The sequence below is a fragment of the Moorena sp. SIO3I8 genome, from assembly GCF_010692325.1.
In the GTDB taxonomy this organism is placed as follows: Bacteria; Cyanobacteriota; Cyanobacteriia; order Cyanobacteriales; family Coleofasciculaceae; genus Moorena.
In genome coordinates, this window is the sequence record NZ_JAAHHW010000034.1 from 45,067 (window position 1) to 61,578 (window position 16,512).

Annotated in this window: 14 protein-coding genes; 6 read left to right on the forward strand and 8 right to left on the reverse strand. The window is 45.0% G+C overall.

The annotated features are described in order from the left end of the window. Positions 1 to 57 precede the first annotated feature (57 nt). Positions 58 to 1,044, forward strand: a complete 987-nt coding sequence (gene murB / locus F6K51_RS15525) for a UDP-N-acetylmuramate dehydrogenase (RefSeq protein ID WP_293021556.1) — start codon at positions 58 to 60, stop codon at positions 1,042 to 1,044. Between the two features lie 459 nt (positions 1,045 to 1,503). Next, complete coding sequence (locus F6K51_RS15530) at positions 1,504 to 1,857, forward strand: YbaB/EbfC family nucleoid-associated protein (RefSeq protein ID WP_293021557.1); 354 nt, start codon at positions 1,504 to 1,506, stop codon at positions 1,855 to 1,857. A 112-nt stretch (positions 1,858 to 1,969) separates the two neighbouring features. Here F6K51_RS15530 and F6K51_RS15535 read toward each other — a convergent pair whose 3' ends face one another. Then, entirely contained in the window at positions 1,970 to 3,361 is a 1,392-nt protein-coding gene (locus F6K51_RS15535) for an SGNH/GDSL hydrolase family protein (RefSeq protein WP_293021558.1), read from the reverse strand. Positions 3,362 to 3,532: 171 nt separating this feature from the next. On the opposite strand from F6K51_RS15535, the gene F6K51_RS15540 reads away from it, so the two are divergent. Next, a complete protein-coding gene (locus F6K51_RS15540; RefSeq protein WP_075897510.1) occupies positions 3,533 to 4,024 on the forward strand; it encodes a low molecular weight protein-tyrosine-phosphatase in 492 nt (163 codons plus the stop codon). 71 nt (positions 4,025 to 4,095) lie between these two features. On the opposite strand, the gene F6K51_RS15545 is transcribed toward F6K51_RS15540, so the two are convergent. The 5 genes from F6K51_RS15545 to F6K51_RS15565 form a co-directional block, all read right to left on the reverse strand. Next, positions 4,096 to 4,791, reverse strand: coding sequence for a response regulator transcription factor (locus tag F6K51_RS15545; RefSeq protein ID WP_075897512.1), 696 nt, complete (start codon positions 4,789 to 4,791; stop codon positions 4,096 to 4,098). A 257-nt stretch (positions 4,792 to 5,048) separates the two neighbouring features. Further along, positions 5,049 to 6,713, reverse strand: coding sequence for a thiamine pyrophosphate-binding protein (locus F6K51_RS15550; protein ID WP_293021561.1), 1,665 nt, complete (start codon positions 6,711 to 6,713; stop codon positions 5,049 to 5,051). A 240-nt stretch (positions 6,714 to 6,953) separates the two neighbouring features. Beyond that, complete coding sequence (locus tag F6K51_RS15555) at positions 6,954 to 8,540, reverse strand: glucose-6-phosphate isomerase (protein ID WP_293021563.1); 1,587 nt, start codon at positions 8,538 to 8,540, stop codon at positions 6,954 to 6,956. 152 nt (positions 8,541 to 8,692) lie between these two features. Next, on the reverse strand, positions 8,693 to 9,901 hold the full coding sequence (gene dxr / locus F6K51_RS15560) for a 1-deoxy-D-xylulose-5-phosphate reductoisomerase (RefSeq protein WP_293021565.1): 1,209 nt from the start codon (positions 9,899 to 9,901) through the stop codon (positions 8,693 to 8,695). A gap of 189 nt (positions 9,902 to 10,090) precedes the next feature. Further along, positions 10,091 to 10,285 (reverse strand): hypothetical protein, encoded by a 195-nt coding sequence (locus tag F6K51_RS15565; protein ID WP_293021567.1) that lies wholly within the window; start codon positions 10,283 to 10,285, stop codon positions 10,091 to 10,093. A gap of 98 nt (positions 10,286 to 10,383) precedes the next feature. Between F6K51_RS15565 and F6K51_RS15570 the strand changes: the two genes are divergently transcribed. Both F6K51_RS15570 and F6K51_RS15575 read left to right on the forward strand, forming a co-directional pair. Beyond that, positions 10,384 to 11,502 (forward strand): aminotransferase class I/II-fold pyridoxal phosphate-dependent enzyme, encoded by a 1,119-nt coding sequence (locus F6K51_RS15570; protein WP_293021569.1) that lies wholly within the window; start codon positions 10,384 to 10,386, stop codon positions 11,500 to 11,502. A 479-nt stretch (positions 11,503 to 11,981) separates the two neighbouring features. Beyond that, positions 11,982 to 13,196 carry an RNA-guided endonuclease TnpB family protein gene (locus F6K51_RS15575; protein WP_075897520.1) on the forward strand — a complete coding sequence of 405 codons (1,215 nt, stop codon included), beginning with the start codon at positions 11,982 to 11,984 and terminating at the stop codon, positions 13,194 to 13,196. A gap of 9 nt (positions 13,197 to 13,205) precedes the next feature. Here the strand turns inward: F6K51_RS15575 and F6K51_RS15580 are convergent, their stop codons facing one another. Together F6K51_RS15580 and F6K51_RS15585 are read right to left on the reverse strand one after the other, a co-directional pair. Further along, positions 13,206 to 14,843, reverse strand: coding sequence for an ABC transporter permease subunit (locus F6K51_RS15580; protein WP_293021572.1), 1,638 nt, complete (start codon positions 14,841 to 14,843; stop codon positions 13,206 to 13,208). Between the two features lie 385 nt (positions 14,844 to 15,228). Beyond that, a complete protein-coding gene (locus F6K51_RS15585; protein WP_293021574.1) occupies positions 15,229 to 15,996 on the reverse strand; it encodes an ATP-binding cassette domain-containing protein in 768 nt (255 codons plus the stop codon). 69 nt (positions 15,997 to 16,065) lie between these two features. On the opposite strand from F6K51_RS15585, the gene F6K51_RS15590 reads away from it, so the two are divergent. Beyond that, the gene (locus tag F6K51_RS15590) at positions 16,066 to 16,329 is read left to right on the forward strand and encodes a hypothetical protein (RefSeq protein WP_293021576.1); all 264 of its coding nucleotides are present in this window, start codon (positions 16,066 to 16,068) and stop codon (positions 16,327 to 16,329) included. Positions 16,330 to 16,512 lie beyond the last annotated feature (183 nt).

The following is a 16,512-nucleotide window of genomic DNA, read 5'->3' on the forward strand; positions in this document are numbered from 1 at the left end:
ACGGATCGGCATTATTCTCATTGCGTGTAGATCCGAATCTCTACCCTGATTTTCCTGATGATAACTAGCGTGCTAACCCAGAAAAAAACTCCTTCCCAGTTACAGTTGTATATTCCAGGAACCAATTGTCCACTTCAGTCCCAGGTATCCTTAGCCAAACTCACCTCATTTCGTGTGGGAGGTCCAGCTCAGTGGTACGTCGCCCCTCGGAGCCTAGAAGACCTACAAGCTAGTTTCCAGTGGGCTCACTCCCAAAAATTACCCCTAACCCTGTTAGGGGCGGGTTCCAACCTTCTAGTCAGCGATATCGGTTTGCCGGGTTTGGTAATTTGTACTCGCTATCTGCGCCATACTCACTTTGATGCAGATACAGGCAGAATTACCGCCAGTGCTGGTGTACCGATTGCCAGTCTAGCATGGCAGGCTGCCAAACGAGGCTGGGAAGGGCTAGAGTGGGCTGTGGGCATACCTGGAACTGTTGGTGGTGCTGTGGTGATGAATGCTGGTGCCCACAAAAGTTCCACAGCTGATCTTCTGTTTAATACAGATGTTCTATCTCCTGATGGCTCAATGGCGCAACTCAGTAGCGAAGACCTAGGCTTTAGCTATCGCACCTCAATCCTTCAAGGTAGCGATCGCATAGTCACCCAGGCCACATTTCAGTTAAAACCAGGTGCTGACCCAAAACAGGTGCGCTCACTGACATCGGAGCATTTGGCAAGACGACACACTACCCAACCTTACCACCTACCTAGCTGTGGCAGTGTGTTCCGCAACCCTGACCCCTATGCTGCTGGTTGGCTAATTGAACAAATTGGTCTAAAAGGCTACCAAATTGGTGGTGCTAGAATAGCTGAACGCCATGCCAACTTTATACTGAACTGTGGTGATGCTAAGGCTAGCGATATCTTCCGCATGATCCACCATATACAGGAGCAAGTAGAAAAGCACTGGTCACTGTGGTTAGAGCCTGAAGTGAGGATTTTAGGTGATTTTACCAAAAAACTAGCAGTTGAAAGCCCTATGTCTTTAGAGCAGGGATAAAAACTAGCGAGGGGATTTATCCCCTGCTATGGTTCCAGTGGATATCCCAAAACCGATCCTGTTGGGGAATCAGTTCAAAGCTGATCACCAAGCTGATCACCAAGCTGATCACCAACATGATCAATTTTTAGTTTATATTTGTGCTTGGCTAAACTAGAAAAGAACGGCAGGAAGTTAACTATATCGCTTCAGCCCATGTATGAATAACGACACCGGGAATTTATTCCCCTATTTCCTATTGCTGTTAAGGTGAGGAAAATTCCAATAGCACCACAATAGATACACGATAGATACACAATAGATAAAGGTAAATCAGCACAGGATTTCTAATGTCAGCGCACCCGTTGCCCATGGACTGGACTTCGTGCCGACTTGGGCAGCGGTTCAAACCGCGCTTGATGTTTGTTTTTCATCCCCGGTCATTAGACATGGGGTTTCTAAACTTAACTGGGATTTTTTATGACACAAGACAAAGGAAAAGGATTTGGTCTCGGTCTCGGCAAGATGAAAGAACTAGCCGAAGCGTTCAAAAAAGCTCAAGAAGTTCAAAAGGGTGCCAAAGAGCTCCAGGATCAGTTGGAGCAAATGGAAATTGAGGGAACATCAGGGGAAGACGGTAAGGTGAAGGTGTTTCTCAGTGGCAATCAGGAACCCCTACGTGTAGAGATTTCTGAGGATGCTATCAATCAAGGAGCTGAGGTTTTATCTGAACTGGTGTTAGCAGCCATGAAAAATGCCTATGAGACCTCCACAGCCACTATGCGGGAACGCATGGAACAACTTACCAGTGGGTTAAATTTGCCAGGTTTATAACCTGATCGGTCAATCCCCGCTCGGGATTCCGTAGGAAAAAACTAGAGGCATGAGGAAATTAATCATTCTCAATGGTTCCAAACCTCATGCCGAATATCCCATTAATGCCTGACTATTTATCAATATTTGAGTAAAACGAAGCTACCTGTAGCTTTGGCAGTGACGTAAGTCCATAATATAAGCTCTTAGCCACCTCTATATTGGCTGCTTCTGTCAAGTGAATGGCATCATTAAAGGCGAGTTCGGGAAAGTTTTGATAAATTGTGTACAAGTTGAGAACCTTGATATTTTTGGGAAAGCCTTTCTCCAGTTGCTGACCCGCTACCACCAATTTGGGATAATTGGCTTGCACTTGTTTTTGGTAAACTTTTCCTAACTGCTGCAAAATTTCCTTTTCTGCTGGTTTGATCGTTTTGTTGCCACGACCAGTTATTTCTGGTTGGACAGCAACTAGTAAAGGAATTCCCTGTCCTGCTGTTAAACGCAGCATATGTCTGAGGTTATTGCGATAGCGCGTCAATCGACGTTCCAGTTCATCGGATTTCTGAGGAAGATACTTCTTCAGTGGCATAACCTCCCCCCTCACCACTAGAGACCGCTGACTCACTGACGGCTGAGGATCAAAGACCCAGTATGTGATTGCTTTAGCGAGATAAGTTTTTGTAACTAAATGCTTCAACTGCTGGGTGAGATGAGTCCAAAAATGCCCAGTCGCATTTTGTAAGAAGGCTTCTGTGTTAGGAATATCTGTTAAATTTTGGTCACTGGGGGTGATCAAATCTGTGTATCCACCCAACACTATTACTGCGTCTGGGCTGTAAGGTAAAATTTTGAGAGCTAACTGAGCTAGTGCATTGCCAGAGGTATACCCTGGTACTGCGGCGTTGATGACACGATACTTACCATTTCGAATCTTTGGCGGCAGAGCAAGTGCTTGCTTTAATTCCGGTTCAGAGGGGGGTAAGGTCATTGGCCGGTATTTCTGTGGGGAACGCCTTTGCTGTTTTATCCGTTGATTGAGACGAGCTTCTAAGTAGCTGGCTATGGTAACTTGATTATTGGCATTCCCTTGACCGAAGGCTGTCGAGCCACCTAACAAAAAAATCCGAATTTCATTTTTGGGTTTGACCAAGGGAACGGGGTCGTCGTCCCGGAAACCCTGCTCATTAATGCGCCAGAAATCACTCTGTTGCTTCCCTAATAAACTGTAACCTACAGCTAGATCCCGTTGGACAGCTAGATCACCAAGGTCTGGTAATCCATCATAAAGCTGCTGTGTCTGGTCAAGGAACTTGGGACGGTAAACAGTGAAATCTCTGGGTGCCCCCTTGTAGGTAGCTATCTCATTAATTTTGCCGACCGCAGCCACTAATAAACGAGCCAACAATTCCACAATCATCAAACTTAGAACTATCCCTGCGAGCATCGTCAGTAGGTTAAACCGTCGGCGGCGCTTGCGGTAAAGGCTACGGCGCGACTTAAATAGTAAATCTCTTCCTTGCATAACCGTTAAATTAGGAGGTATCCCTTTACAAGTTGGTGTCTTTAAATCACTGCGTTGCTAGACATTGAACCATGAAGCGACATCCCACCACATGGGTTCAACTATCCCATAGAGCAATTTCGTTGCTAAACTTAACACGGCGCAGCTCGTAGTTGACCAAATAATATACCCATGCCCTGCAAGTTACTCTTTGTCTGCCTTGGTAATATCTGCCGTTCTCCCTCAGCTGAGAACATCATGAATCACTTGATAGCACAAGCAAATCTTTCTGACCAAATTGTCGGCGATTCCGCTGGTACTTCCAGTTATCATATTGGCTCTCCCCCGGATCGGCGTATGACAGCAGCTGCCAAACGTCGGGGGATTGTACTCCAGGGGAAAGCACGGCAGTTTAATCGGTCTGACTTGGAAGAATTTGACCTGATTTTAGCTATGGATCAGCAAAACTACGAAGATATTATCTCTCTTGATCCAGCTGGGAAGTATAAAGATAAAGTAAGGCTAATGTGTGATTTTGCCCGTCATCACACCGAGCGCTCAGTCCCCGATCCATACTACGGTGGACCAGAGGGTTTTAATAAGGTGATTGATTTACTGCTAGACGCTTGCGAAGGTCTGCTGGAACACGTTGTTGACAATTACACCAAGACTAGGCAAAACTAAAAACTGCCAACTACTACTAATTGCCAATGGTGAACTTAGCTTTTGTGCCATTGGCGGTTAACTGGATGAATTCATTTGATTAAATGGTGTTCTAAGGCAAATCGTAAGAGTTCGGCTCGGTTACTCGTATCAGTTTTTCTGAACAGACGACTAACGTACTTCTCGATTGTCCTGGGACTCAGGTGTAGTTGGTTACCAATTTCGACATTGGATAAACCTGTAGCCAGTAAATTCAATACTTGCTGTTCCCGCTCGGTCAGCTGTAGAGCATGAGCTTGGGTATTATTCCCTGATTGATGATTAATCTCTACGGAGTTGATTGATCTCGATGCCGATTTATCAACTAGCTCTTTTGTAGTCTGTGGTGATGAGAATCGTAACTCCGTATGAATCATTTGCGATCGCACTAGCAAACTTTGAATGACTGCACCTAATTCTTGCATCTCAAAGGGCTTAGGTAGGTAGACATCACACCCCGACTGATAACCCTTGATGCGTTGATTGGTGCTATTGAGTTCGGTTAAAAATACAACAGGTAACAACCGCAATGGGGGCTTCTGACGCACTTTTCTCACCAGTTCATAGCCATCTATTCGCGGCATATTAATATCTGTAACCAGAAGGTGAGGGTGATAAGTCTCAATCATAGACAGCGCTTGCTGACCATTTTCAGCAGTAATAACTGAATAACCTGACATTTCCAGATAATCGCTTACAGACAGACGAGTGCCCAGGTCGTCATCTGCAACCAGAATAATCAATGGCATGGGATAACTATAGTACTGACATTTAGAACAAACCTACTCTTAAGCTAGGTCATCTGGTGCTCAATTGGTTACCAAAAATACTTCGTTCGCGTAGCGTCGCCGAAAGGCGACGCCAGCTCAATCAGAACTGTCTGGAGATAGGAGTTGCCTGGTAAAATTAATATAGATACCTAGACAACAACATAGCTTAGGCTTGCTGAAAGAAGCACCCTTGTGATTAATTAGTCACTCAGCCCCCCTCTGGCCTAGAGCAGCTACTACTCTGATAATCCTTGCATAGCACTTAACGCTTTCCCCAAGCGCTTGACACCATCAGAGCAATCGAGGCGATCTAAATGAACTTCGATAAAGGAGATACTATTGTGGTTAACTTTTGCTTGTTCTAAAGCTTGTTCTAGCTCACCTTCAGTACGCACTTGGCAACTCCAGCTATTGCCAAAAACCTGGGGTAACTGATGATATTTCCAAGGTTGAATATTGTTATACGAGCCTTCATGGATAGCCCGCTCAATAGTGTACCCGTCATTATTAATTAAGAAGATAATCGGGTTAAGTTGATGCCTAATAATCGTAGAAAGTTCCTGACAGGTCATCTGGAAGGCACCATCACCAACAAAAACAATCGGTCTACGGTTAGGAACAGCCAAAGCGACTCCTAGGCAGGCAGGAACTGAGAAACCAATAGAGGTGTAAAGCGCCTGTCCAATGTAGTCGCTGTCTCCTTGGAGTACCAAATCAACAGTAGCAATTAAAGCATCACCAGTTTCAGCAATCACGATTGAGTCATCATCAATAAAGTGAGTCATCCGCTCATAGAATCTGGCGTTAGTTAGCTTTTGGTCAGGTTGTGACTTAAAGCGTTTAGACAAAGACTCTATAGCTGGCTTGATATCCAAGACATCAGATTTTTTCTTCTTAAGTTTGGCAGTTACACCAGCCATAAAATCGGCTAGATACACTGGAGAATAAAAGTGGTGTTTGATTTTAACTTTGTCAGAATTAGCGTTAATTAATCGATCTTCGGGCAGTTGGGCAGTGAAACCACCAAGATTAATGTCTGACATGAAGGCACCCAGGCACAATATACAGTCTGCTGTTTCAACTCGTTGGCGTACATACTCCTGACTAAACGCTCCTGCATAGCTACCAATGAATTGTGGGTGGCTTTCGGAGATGATTGACTTGCCTAACAGAGTCGTAGCGAAGGGATATCCTGTCTGCTCCAGCAGGTGGGTAAGTTGGTCTGCTATTCCGTAGCGGTGGAGTTCAACCCCAGCTACAATAACGGGATGCTGGGATTGCTCTAGCAAACTTACAGCCTCTTCAACTGCCTCTGATAAAGCGTTGATATCCATAATTGGGGTTTCTGGTAAGTCACGTTCCCCAGTAACAGGACAAGGTTGATTGACTATGTCTGAGGGAATTTCAATGTATACAGGTCTCCGGTGGCGCAAACAAGCAGCAATAGTCTGGTCGATTTGCCTTGCCGCTTGACTAGGGCTGGTAAGCCTCACGGCTGCCACTGTAATTTTTTCAAAAATTTCCAGCTGTAGATTGTAATTACCGGCAGTGTGATGTAGGAGTAACTTCTGTTGCCGCTGGGAACTGTTAGGCGCTCCACTAATCACGATCAAGGGGACTAGCTCAGCGTAGGCACCCGCCACCGCATTGACTAGACTGAGTCCACCGACATTATAGGTAACGCACAACCCAGCAACACCATTAAGGCGGGCATAGGCATCAGCTGCATATCCGGCATTGAGTTCGTTACAGGTGTAGATTAACTCTACAGAACTCTCTAGCAAGACATCCATCAGACCCAGGACGTAATCTCCCACTACGCCAAAAATATGCTTGACACCAGCGGCTTGCAGCCGTTGAGTAAGGTATTGACCGACAGTTACTACATCAGACTGAGCCATTGCACCTCTGACCTCTTTAATTAAGCTACCTTTATGCCAATTATTTTAAAAAACGTTAATTTTTTGTAAAAAACGTTACATCTAACCTAAAACTTGCTCTTTTATGCTTTCCATTCTAGCAAGTTTCTTGGGTTGACTAGGAAGCCTAACGTCTTTTTTGTTAACTAGCCTTAAATTTGACAGTTGGCTGTCAAGGATTAACAGTCAACCGTCAACAAAAAAGGTCAAATGTGTCTTAGCTTATACAGCAGAAACTTTTAGACTACTTGGTTGCCCCAGATTCCCTTCTAAGACAATACCCCGCTGGTTATAAGCCAGATGACGCAGCAATTTGTAAATCCCTTCAATTTGGTCAGGGGCTCCCACTTTCTCAGCTAACTCTGAAATAGATATGGCAACACTTTCCTGGTGTAGTACCTCCATCACCTGTTTCTGTAAATCCAGAATGGCAGCGGCGGCTTTTTTACCCGCTTCTACCCCAGGTTGGTGATAGGCATTGATATTCACCAAGGATGCATAAAGACCAACAGCACGTTCATACAGGGCAATTAATGCCCCCACCGTTCTAGCATTGACCTGAGGAATGCTTACGGTAATGGAATCCCGTTGATTGTCATACAACGCCTGGCGAGTGCCTTGTAATAAACCTGATAGATAGTCTCCCGCAGTTACACCAGGTTCTACTTCTGGAGACTTGCCTTGTCGGTCTTCTAAGACTTCAATGAACGTGACAAAGAAATTGGGAACACCTTCCCGAAGTTGCTGTACGTAGGCATGTTGATCCGTTGAGCCTTTGTTACCATAAACTGCAATGCCCTGATAAACCGTATTGCCCTCTAGGTCTTTTTCCTTACCTAGAGATTCCATTACCAGCTGCTGTAAGTAGCGGGAGAATAGCAATAGACTGTCTTTGTAAGGCAACATGACCATATCTTTCTCCCCCTTACCATTGCCAGCAAAGTACCAGCATAGGGCAAGTAAGGCGGCTGGATTGCTTTTGAGCTGGCTGCTACCGGTCGCGCTATCCATATCTTTAGCACCAGCCAGCATCTGACGGATATCAATCCCTTGTAGTGACGCTGGAAGTAGTCCCACGGCGGACATTTCAGAGGTACGTCCTCCTACCCAATCGTACATGGGAAAGGTGGCTAGCCAACCTTCAGATTTTGCCAATTGATCTAGTTTGCTGCCAACACCCGTAATGGCAACAGCCTGGGCAGCAAAGTCTAGATTCTGAGACTCGTAGGCTGTTTTAACTTCCACCATGCCGTTACGAGTTTCTGGTGTTCCCCCAGATTTGGAGATGACTAATACCAGAGTGCTAGACAATCGGTCTTGGAGTCGGGTCAGGACAGTATCAATGCCAGCTGGGTCAGTATTGTCAATAAAGTGAATGGCTAAAGGAGGAGAGTCTAGCGCAAGGGCTTCAGCGACAAACTCAGGACCAAGGGCAGAGCCCCCAATACCAATGGAAAGAACATCTGTAAATTTTTCTGCCCTAGGGGGATGGATGGTACCCGTGTGGACATTTTGGGTAAAGGTTTCAATTTTTTCGAGAGTGTTGACAATGTCTTGTTGGAGTTCTGGAGTTGGGGCTAAGTCCGGGTCTCTTAGCCAGTAGTGACCGACCATGCGGTTTTCATCAGGGTTTGCGATCGCACCGTTGACTAGGGCATCCATATCCTTAAATGCCTTTTCAAACTTAGGCAGCATCGCCTCCACAAAGGCATCATCAAACCCCATACGGCTGATATCGAGGTAAAGCTCTAATCCTTCGTGGTAATAAAGCCAATCCTGATAGCGTTGCCAGAGTGCAGCGGCGTCCATAAGTAGCTCTCCAACTTCTTTTATTGTCCACTCACAAGTTTAAGGCAAGCACATAGCGTAAACTACCCCGACTGAGCTATGCCTTGAGGTCGGGGCTATGGGCGACTATTCCCAAAACGTTTTTTGGATTTTTGAGCAGGTCTTGAAGCCAATCAACTTGTTGAAGCGACAGGCTGCGGAAAAGTGATCGAATCCCGGAGCAACTTACTAGCAGCTAAAACTTCCTGTCTTGCCCATCGATCTGCTGCCAAGATATCGTCTAAAGAAGGATTGGAACAGTTATCAGCTTGGTGGCGATCGCATACAGATTCAATACAACGAGCAATATCCAAATAACCAATTTTCTCCTCTAGGAATAGGGCAACTGCCTGCTCATTCGCTGCATTCAATACCGCTGGCATCGACCCACCAGCCCGACCAGCCGCATCAGCGATGTTCATACAGGGATATTTCTGATGATCCGGTTCCCTAAAAGTCAAATTACCAGCTTTCACCAAATCTAGTGGTTCCCAATCGGTATAGATCCGCTCCGGCCATGACAGGGAATAGAGTAAAGGTAAGCGCATATCTGGCCAACCTAACTGAGCTAATACTGAAGTATCTTGTAGTTCAATCAGGGAATGAATAATACTCTGGGGATGAATCACAATGTCGATGTGGTCATAATCCATGCCAAACAGGAAGTGAGCCTCAATCACTTCCAATCCCTTATTCATCAGAGTGGCAGAGTCCACAGTAATTTTACGTCCCATGGACCAGTTGGGATGCTTGAGGGCATCAGCCACCTTCACTGAAGCTAACTTGTCCACGGACCAATCTCGGAAAGCCCCCCCAGATGCAGTTAGGATAATCCGCCGCAATCCCCCTGCTGGCACTCCCTGAAGACACTGAAAAATTGCCGAATGTTCTGAGTCAGCTGGTAGCAGCTTAATACCATGTTTTTCGACTAACGGTAGTACCACTGGACCACCTGCAATTAGAGTTTCTTTATTCACTAAAGCAATGTCTTTACCCGCTTCAATAGCAGCAATAGTAGGCAACAAACCCGCACAGCCGACAATGCCAGTAACTACAGCTTCGGCATCACCATAGCGTGCCACTTCTACCACTCCAGCTTCGCCCCCTAGGAGGATAGGTTGGGGGTCAAGGTCAGCAATTGCTGCTTTGAGTTCTGGCAATCTCTCTTGATCACGAATTGCGGCAATTATCGGTCGAAATTGCCGAATTTGAGCGGCTAACATTTCCACATTGCGCCCAGCTGCCAATCCCACTAACTGGAATTGCTCGGGGTATTGATTAACAATATCGAGAGTTTGGGTACCTATTGAGCCAGTGGAACCTAAGAGTGTAATTTTTTTCACAATTTTTTTATAATTACCAACAACTCCCCTATCATACCGGGGCAATGGGAAGCCTATAAGTAACTCAACCCAATTAAAACGATTGGTAAATTTTTATTATGGTACTGGCAATTTGGCAACAAACCTTAGTGAATATGCGTTTTGATTAAGTTTTACCCTTATTGTCAGTGATAAGCAAGTCTTATGTAGTCAATCACACAACGTAGACCGGATTAATGCGGCATGATATGGCCAACATGTATATATAGTAGTTTTCAATTGGGTGAGGTACAAAGTCCTGGGTTTTAGGGAATAGGGAGTAGAGAGTAGGGAGTAGGGAGTAGGGAGTAATAATCCCCCCTTGCCCCCCTTAATAAGGGCGGGAGAAAATTGACTGTACCTCATAAGTATGAGGAAAGCTATATTCTATATATATACATATATAGATGATGTGGCGTCTTCCCTATGAAAAGGTATTATCAGTGATTTGAGCAAAAGGTTGCATGAAAATTGAGACACTGGCAGTGCATGCTGGCCATAATATTGACTCAGCCACAGGGGCAGTAGTGTCCCCAATTTATCTATCTACTACATTTGAACGTCAGCCAGACGGCAGCTACCCTCAGGGTTATAACTACAGTCGAGACAATAACCCGAATCGGGATAGTTTGGAGAAATGCCTGTCTAAATTGGAGGGGGGAGCAGCCGCCGCCGCTTTTTCTTCTGGTTCAGCAGCTACCTTGAGTATCTTCCAGGCTTTGTCTCCTGGAGACCATGTAGTTGCACCTCTAGATAGTTACACAGGAACTGGGTTTCTCTTGCGAGAAATTTTCGGCCCTTGGAATTTGGAGGTTACTTTTGTAGATATGGCTAATCCTACCACAGTCATGGAGGCAGTTCAACCCAACACCAAGCTGATTTGGATAGAAACCCCTTCCAATCCGATGTTAAGGGTTACCGATATCAGCAAAATTGCCCACATTGCCAATCAGCATAATGTCTATTGTGTTTGCGATAACACTTGGGCAACACCGATTAGCCAACGTCCATTGGAGTTGGGGGCAGATTTGGTTATCCACTCCACAACCAAGTATCTCGGTGGACACAGTGATGTCTTAGGAGGTGCCGTGATTACTAAGGTTAAGGATGAATTTTTTCACAAAATTAAAACAATTCAGATGGCTGGCGGTTCAGTAGCCGCCCCTTTCGACTGTTGGTTACTCCTGCGGAGCATTCAGACCTTACCCTACCGCATGAGAGCTCATTCAGAAAATGCCTTGAAGGTGGCACGGTTTTTAGAAGAACACTCCCAAGTAGAAGCTGTTCATTATCCCGGGTTGACAAACCATCCAGGACATGGAATTGCTGCTGCTCAGATGAACCTGTTTGGGGGTATGATTTCTTTCCAAGTTAAAGGAAACAGGGAAGATGCCTTTGCCTTTACTGGCAAGGTGAAAGTATTTACACGAGCCACTAGCTTGGGTGGTGTCGAGAGTTTAGTCGAACATCGTGCTTCGATGGAATTTCCTGGTACCAGAACCCCAGACAATCTGTTACGGATGTCTGTTGGTCTTGAACATACTGACGATTTACTAGAAGATCTCGCTCAAGCTTTAGGTTAGTGAGGGGGCGTTGCACAATTGTGGGATGTTACCATTTTTTGCACATAACTAAAAGTGGCTTATAGTCTACAGTTCAAACTTCCTTCGGCAAATAGGTACATCATCCTGTTATTGTGCAACGCCAGTAAGGCAGAAGCATAATCCCATTACGAGGGGACGCACAAGTCGAAAGCCCCGCGTTTTTAAACCGGGTTAGAATTTACCGCAAGAATAGTGGAGCCTTTATAGTCGGCAGGTTATGAGTAAAAGTTTGAAGGTTTTTGTAATAAGGCTCCACTATTCTAAGGTTTCGTCTCCGGGATGAAGACTAGCAGCGACTTGAGTCGCCGTGAAAAAAATCTTGACTAGTACTTGACGCTTTTATATAAAATTGCTAGAGTAAAGACATATCGTTCGCGTAGCGCGACCGTTCGCGTAGCGTGACCGTTGGTCAAGGTCGAGGAGGTCGAATTTCGTTCGCGTAGCGTGATCTAAGGTCAATGATCATTCTAGAGTTTAAAGCCAAGGGCAAAAAGTATCAATATTCAGCTATAGACGAAGCTATCCGGACAGTTAAGTTTATCCGAAATAGTTGTATTCGCCTGTGGTTAGACAACAAAGGGACAGGAAAAAGTGACCTTAGCCGGTACTCTAAAATACTAGCTAAAGAGTTTACCTTTGCTAATGAATTAAACTCTACCGCTCGTCAGGCTGCATCTGAGAGGGCATGGTCATCGATTGTTCGCTTCTACGATAACTGCAAGAAAAAAGTTCCAGGCAAAAAGGGTTTTCCTAGATTCCAAAAGCGTGCTCGCTCTGTCGAGTACAAGAAGTCAGGATGGAAGTTATCTCCTGATAAAAAGTCGATAACGTTCACAGACAAAAAAGGGATTGGAAAGCTTAAGCTAAAGGGGACTTGGGACTTGTGGCGCTTCGACAAGAAGCAAATTAATCGGGTTCGGATAGTTAAACGAGCTGATGGGTACTATGTTCAATTTTGCGTTGCAGTTAACGTAAAAGAGGAAGTAGAGCACACAGGTGAAATGATTGGTCTGGATGTAGGACTCAAAGAGTTTTATACAGACTCCAATGGTCATTCTGAACCTAACCCCCAATTCTATAGAAAAGGGGAAAGACGTTTAAAATTTTATCAACGTCGGGTTTCCCGAAAAAAGAAAGGCTCATCCAACCGAAGAAAAGCGGTCAATATACTAGGTAGACAGCACCTTAAAATAAGTAGGCAGCGTGAAGAACATGCAAAGAGACTTGCACGTTGCGTAATCCGATCTAACGATCTGGTCGCCTACGAAGATTTAAGAGTTAAGAATCTGGTAAAAAATCACTGTCTCGCCAAATCTATTAATGACGCTGGTTGGTATCAATTTAGGAAATGGTTGGAGCATTTTGGGATTAAGTTTGGCAGGATGACTGTTGCAGTGAATCCTGCCTACACTAGCCAGAACTGTTCTGAATGCGGTGAAACTGTTAAAAAGTCCCTATCTACTAGGACTCATGTATGTGAATGTGGGTGTGAACTTGATAGAGACCACAATGCCGCTATCAACATCCGAAATCGAGCCATAAGTACGACGGGGCACGTCGGAACTTGGATTATTAATCCAAACGCTTCAGGAGATTTGGCCTCTACTGTCCTTGATTCCGGTCAGGTTCAGCAAGCCGAGTCATTGAGTGAAGAATCCCCGTCTCGCGATTAGCGGGGAGTGTCAATAGTTTAGAGATTTATGAGGAGTTATCGATTCTCTAGCGGCAGCACTCACCCAATCAACGAAAAAAGTCAAAAAGACAAAACAAACCAGCGTCACGCCCACACTGCGATAATCAAAGCTGCTCAGTTGTTCGGTCAACAACACCCCTAATCCTCCAGCCCCAACTAATCCTACAATGACTGTCTCCCGCATACATACCTCCCAGCGATAGAAAATATAAGCCAGAAAACGAGGTAAATTCATCGGGAATATCCCATAGAGAAACAAGAGTGCTCCTGGAGTTCCTTGTGCTTTTAAGGCTTCTAAGGGAGGCTTTTCCAAATTTTCATTGATTTCTGCCATCAACCTGCCAAGGATGCCAAGATTATGCAATCCTAGGGCGATCGCACCAGGTAACACTCCCGGAAACATGACAAACATCACCACTAATGCCCAAATTGGGGCAGGAATAGCTCTGCCAAACATTAGTATGATCCTGGTGAATACTAGGATAGACCAGCCTTGTAAGGCAGCTAATCGGGAAGCTTTTGGACTGGGATTGAGCAATCCCCCTGGTAGCAAAAAATTATGGGCTGCCGGAAAAGACAGAACAATCCCTACAAGACCAGAACCAGCACTGGCCAGGACAGACATAACTAGAGTTTGTAGTGATAACTTCCACAGCTGCGACAAGGGCACAGCCTTAAAATCGAGGGGAAATGATGCTTGGGCAATGTCACCCAAGAGTTTTTGAGTTCGGGGAGACCAAAACTTGCTCACATCAGGACTGACATACAAAAACCCCAAACAGCACAAGGCCACTAAAATTAAAACTACTGTCAAATTAATCCGGCGGCGCAAGATGACACTACTGATGTCAATTACAGCACTTAATAAAACTAGGGCATAGAAAAATGTCCATAGTTGTTCGTAACGCAGAGACTGTAAACTCAGCAAGATCTCATAGCCCAACCCACCAGCCCCAACCAGCCCCAGTACAGTAGCTGAACGAATGGAACACTCAAAGCGATAGAGGGTGTAGGACAGGAGATTTGAAAAGGCTTGCGGAATGATACTGTAAAGAAAGGCCATCAAGGGGGACACGCCACTACTGAGTAATGCCATCAAAGCACCCCGGGGCGTTTCATCCAGAATTTCTGAGAAGACCTTCGCGACTATTGCCCCATAGGGAATGGCGATGGCCATAATGGCCGCCAGAGGATCTAAACCCCAGATACTGACAAAAAAAATGCCCCAGATCATCTCATGAATTGCTCTGGGGAAGGCCAGCAGTCCCCGAATTCCCAGCCAGATGGGTTGTCGCAGAGTCCAGTGAGGCAAGACTGTCAACCACCAAACCTGGGAGGTGATAACTCCTGCCACCACGCCGAGCAAGATACTCAGAAAAGTGCCACAGGCGGCATAAGCTAGGGTCGTGAGGGTAGCCTTCAGGGTCAGCTGCAGAAACTCAGGACTCACTTCGGGGTGCCAACTCGCCCGCAAGAATCGCAATAGTTGGTAAAATCCTCCCACATTAACAAGATCTTGCTCAAAGATACCAGCTTTAACAACCGCCATCCCGATAAAAATGACAAAACAAATTGCCCACAGCAGGCTGCGATTCAGTAATGGTGGACGAGATAAACTTTGAGTCATCTAAGTTATTGCAACGGATTTTAATAGTATTTTGCTTTCAAGGGAACAGGGAACATAAAACGGGGAACAGGGAACACAAATATAGATTTATATAATACCATAACACCCGAAAAATAGAGGTTAATAGACGAAACAAACGAAATAAATGGTAGTGTAAATATGTAATAAATTAGCTTGACTGTAGTCAAAATTTATGCAATTAATATAACTAATTTGGTCACGCTAATATCGTTTATAAAATTATTTTTTAAAAATGATAATTTTTCACACGTTTAATTTTATTTATTTGACTCGATTAAAGATTATTTGGAGATTTCTAATGTGTCTTAAACTTTACTTCGAATGCTATATAAGTTTAGACGGAAATGTTCCTAAAAATTTCAAACTATACATTCATCAGATCAGTCTCTGTAGCATATAATTTGTCGATCATGCTCTGAGACAAAACCCCTGGAGGAACATCAAAGACAATCTTTCCCCGTTGCAATCCCACCAAGCGATCGCAATGACTGCAGGCGAATTCGATAGAATGCAGACTAGTTACTAATGTCTTTCCCCCGGTTTCACTTATCTCCTTTAGCAAATCCATAATTTCCCGACTCATTTGCCTGTCCAGGTTAGAAATCGGTTCATCAGCAAGAATCACGTCAGGATTTTGCACCAGCACTCTAGCTAAGGCAACCCGTTGTTGCTGTCCTCCAGACAGTTCCTCGGTTGGTGCATAAAGCTTTTCGGGAATTCCTACCTGATCTAAAGCCTTGAGAGCAGTGTCTACCTCTTGGGGAAACAATAAAGAAATAAGAGCTTTCATCAATGACCAGCGTCCTAAATGACCGGCATTAACGTTATGAATCACCCGGAGGTTATTGACTAGATTGAACTGTTGGTAAACGGTGCCAAGGCGACGCTGCACCTGACGCAATTGGCGCGGGGAGATTCTAGCTAGATTACGACCTAAGACCCAGACTTCTCCTTGACTGGGGAGTAAGATGCCATTGAGCAGGCGCATCAAGGTACTTTTACCTGCACCACTCGCCCCCACTAGGGCAACTCGTTCCCCAGGATAAATCTTGAGGTTAAGGTTAGTCAATGCCCGAAACTGGCCAAATTGCTGGGATACCTGTTTGAGTTCAAAGATAGGAATTTTAGTCATTGGTGATTAGTGATAAGCTCTTCAGCATTTGGCGTTGCTTAATATTGGAATGATTTTAAAAGTTTTTAGGTGCGCTTTCCGCATCTAATTATTAAATTCGCCACGGGTCGCACCTGTGGAATGGGCATCTTGCCTGTTCGGCGATCTTTTCTGGCTGGCAGGATGCCCACCCTACTCCTATTCAGCGCGAAGACTGACGCAACGCCACCTAAATTGCTCAAAGGTAACAGGGAACAGCGGATAAAGGAACGGGGAATAGCCAATTTAAATGTAGATCAGCTTATTTACTTAATCTTGCCAATTTTCCGTCCAATTTTCTCAATTTGGGCATAGTTGTCATTTTTTGTAGAAATAAATTTAGTAGCTCCAAATAAGTCAAGAATTTCTTTGAGTGCATCTCAGTTTTGTAAGACTCAAGTTGAAAATTGCCCGTTGAGGTAGGCACACCGATGCTTCAAGACTTGTGGGACGTTACTCTCATCCCACTGAGCCCCCGAAATCTTGATACGCCGACCC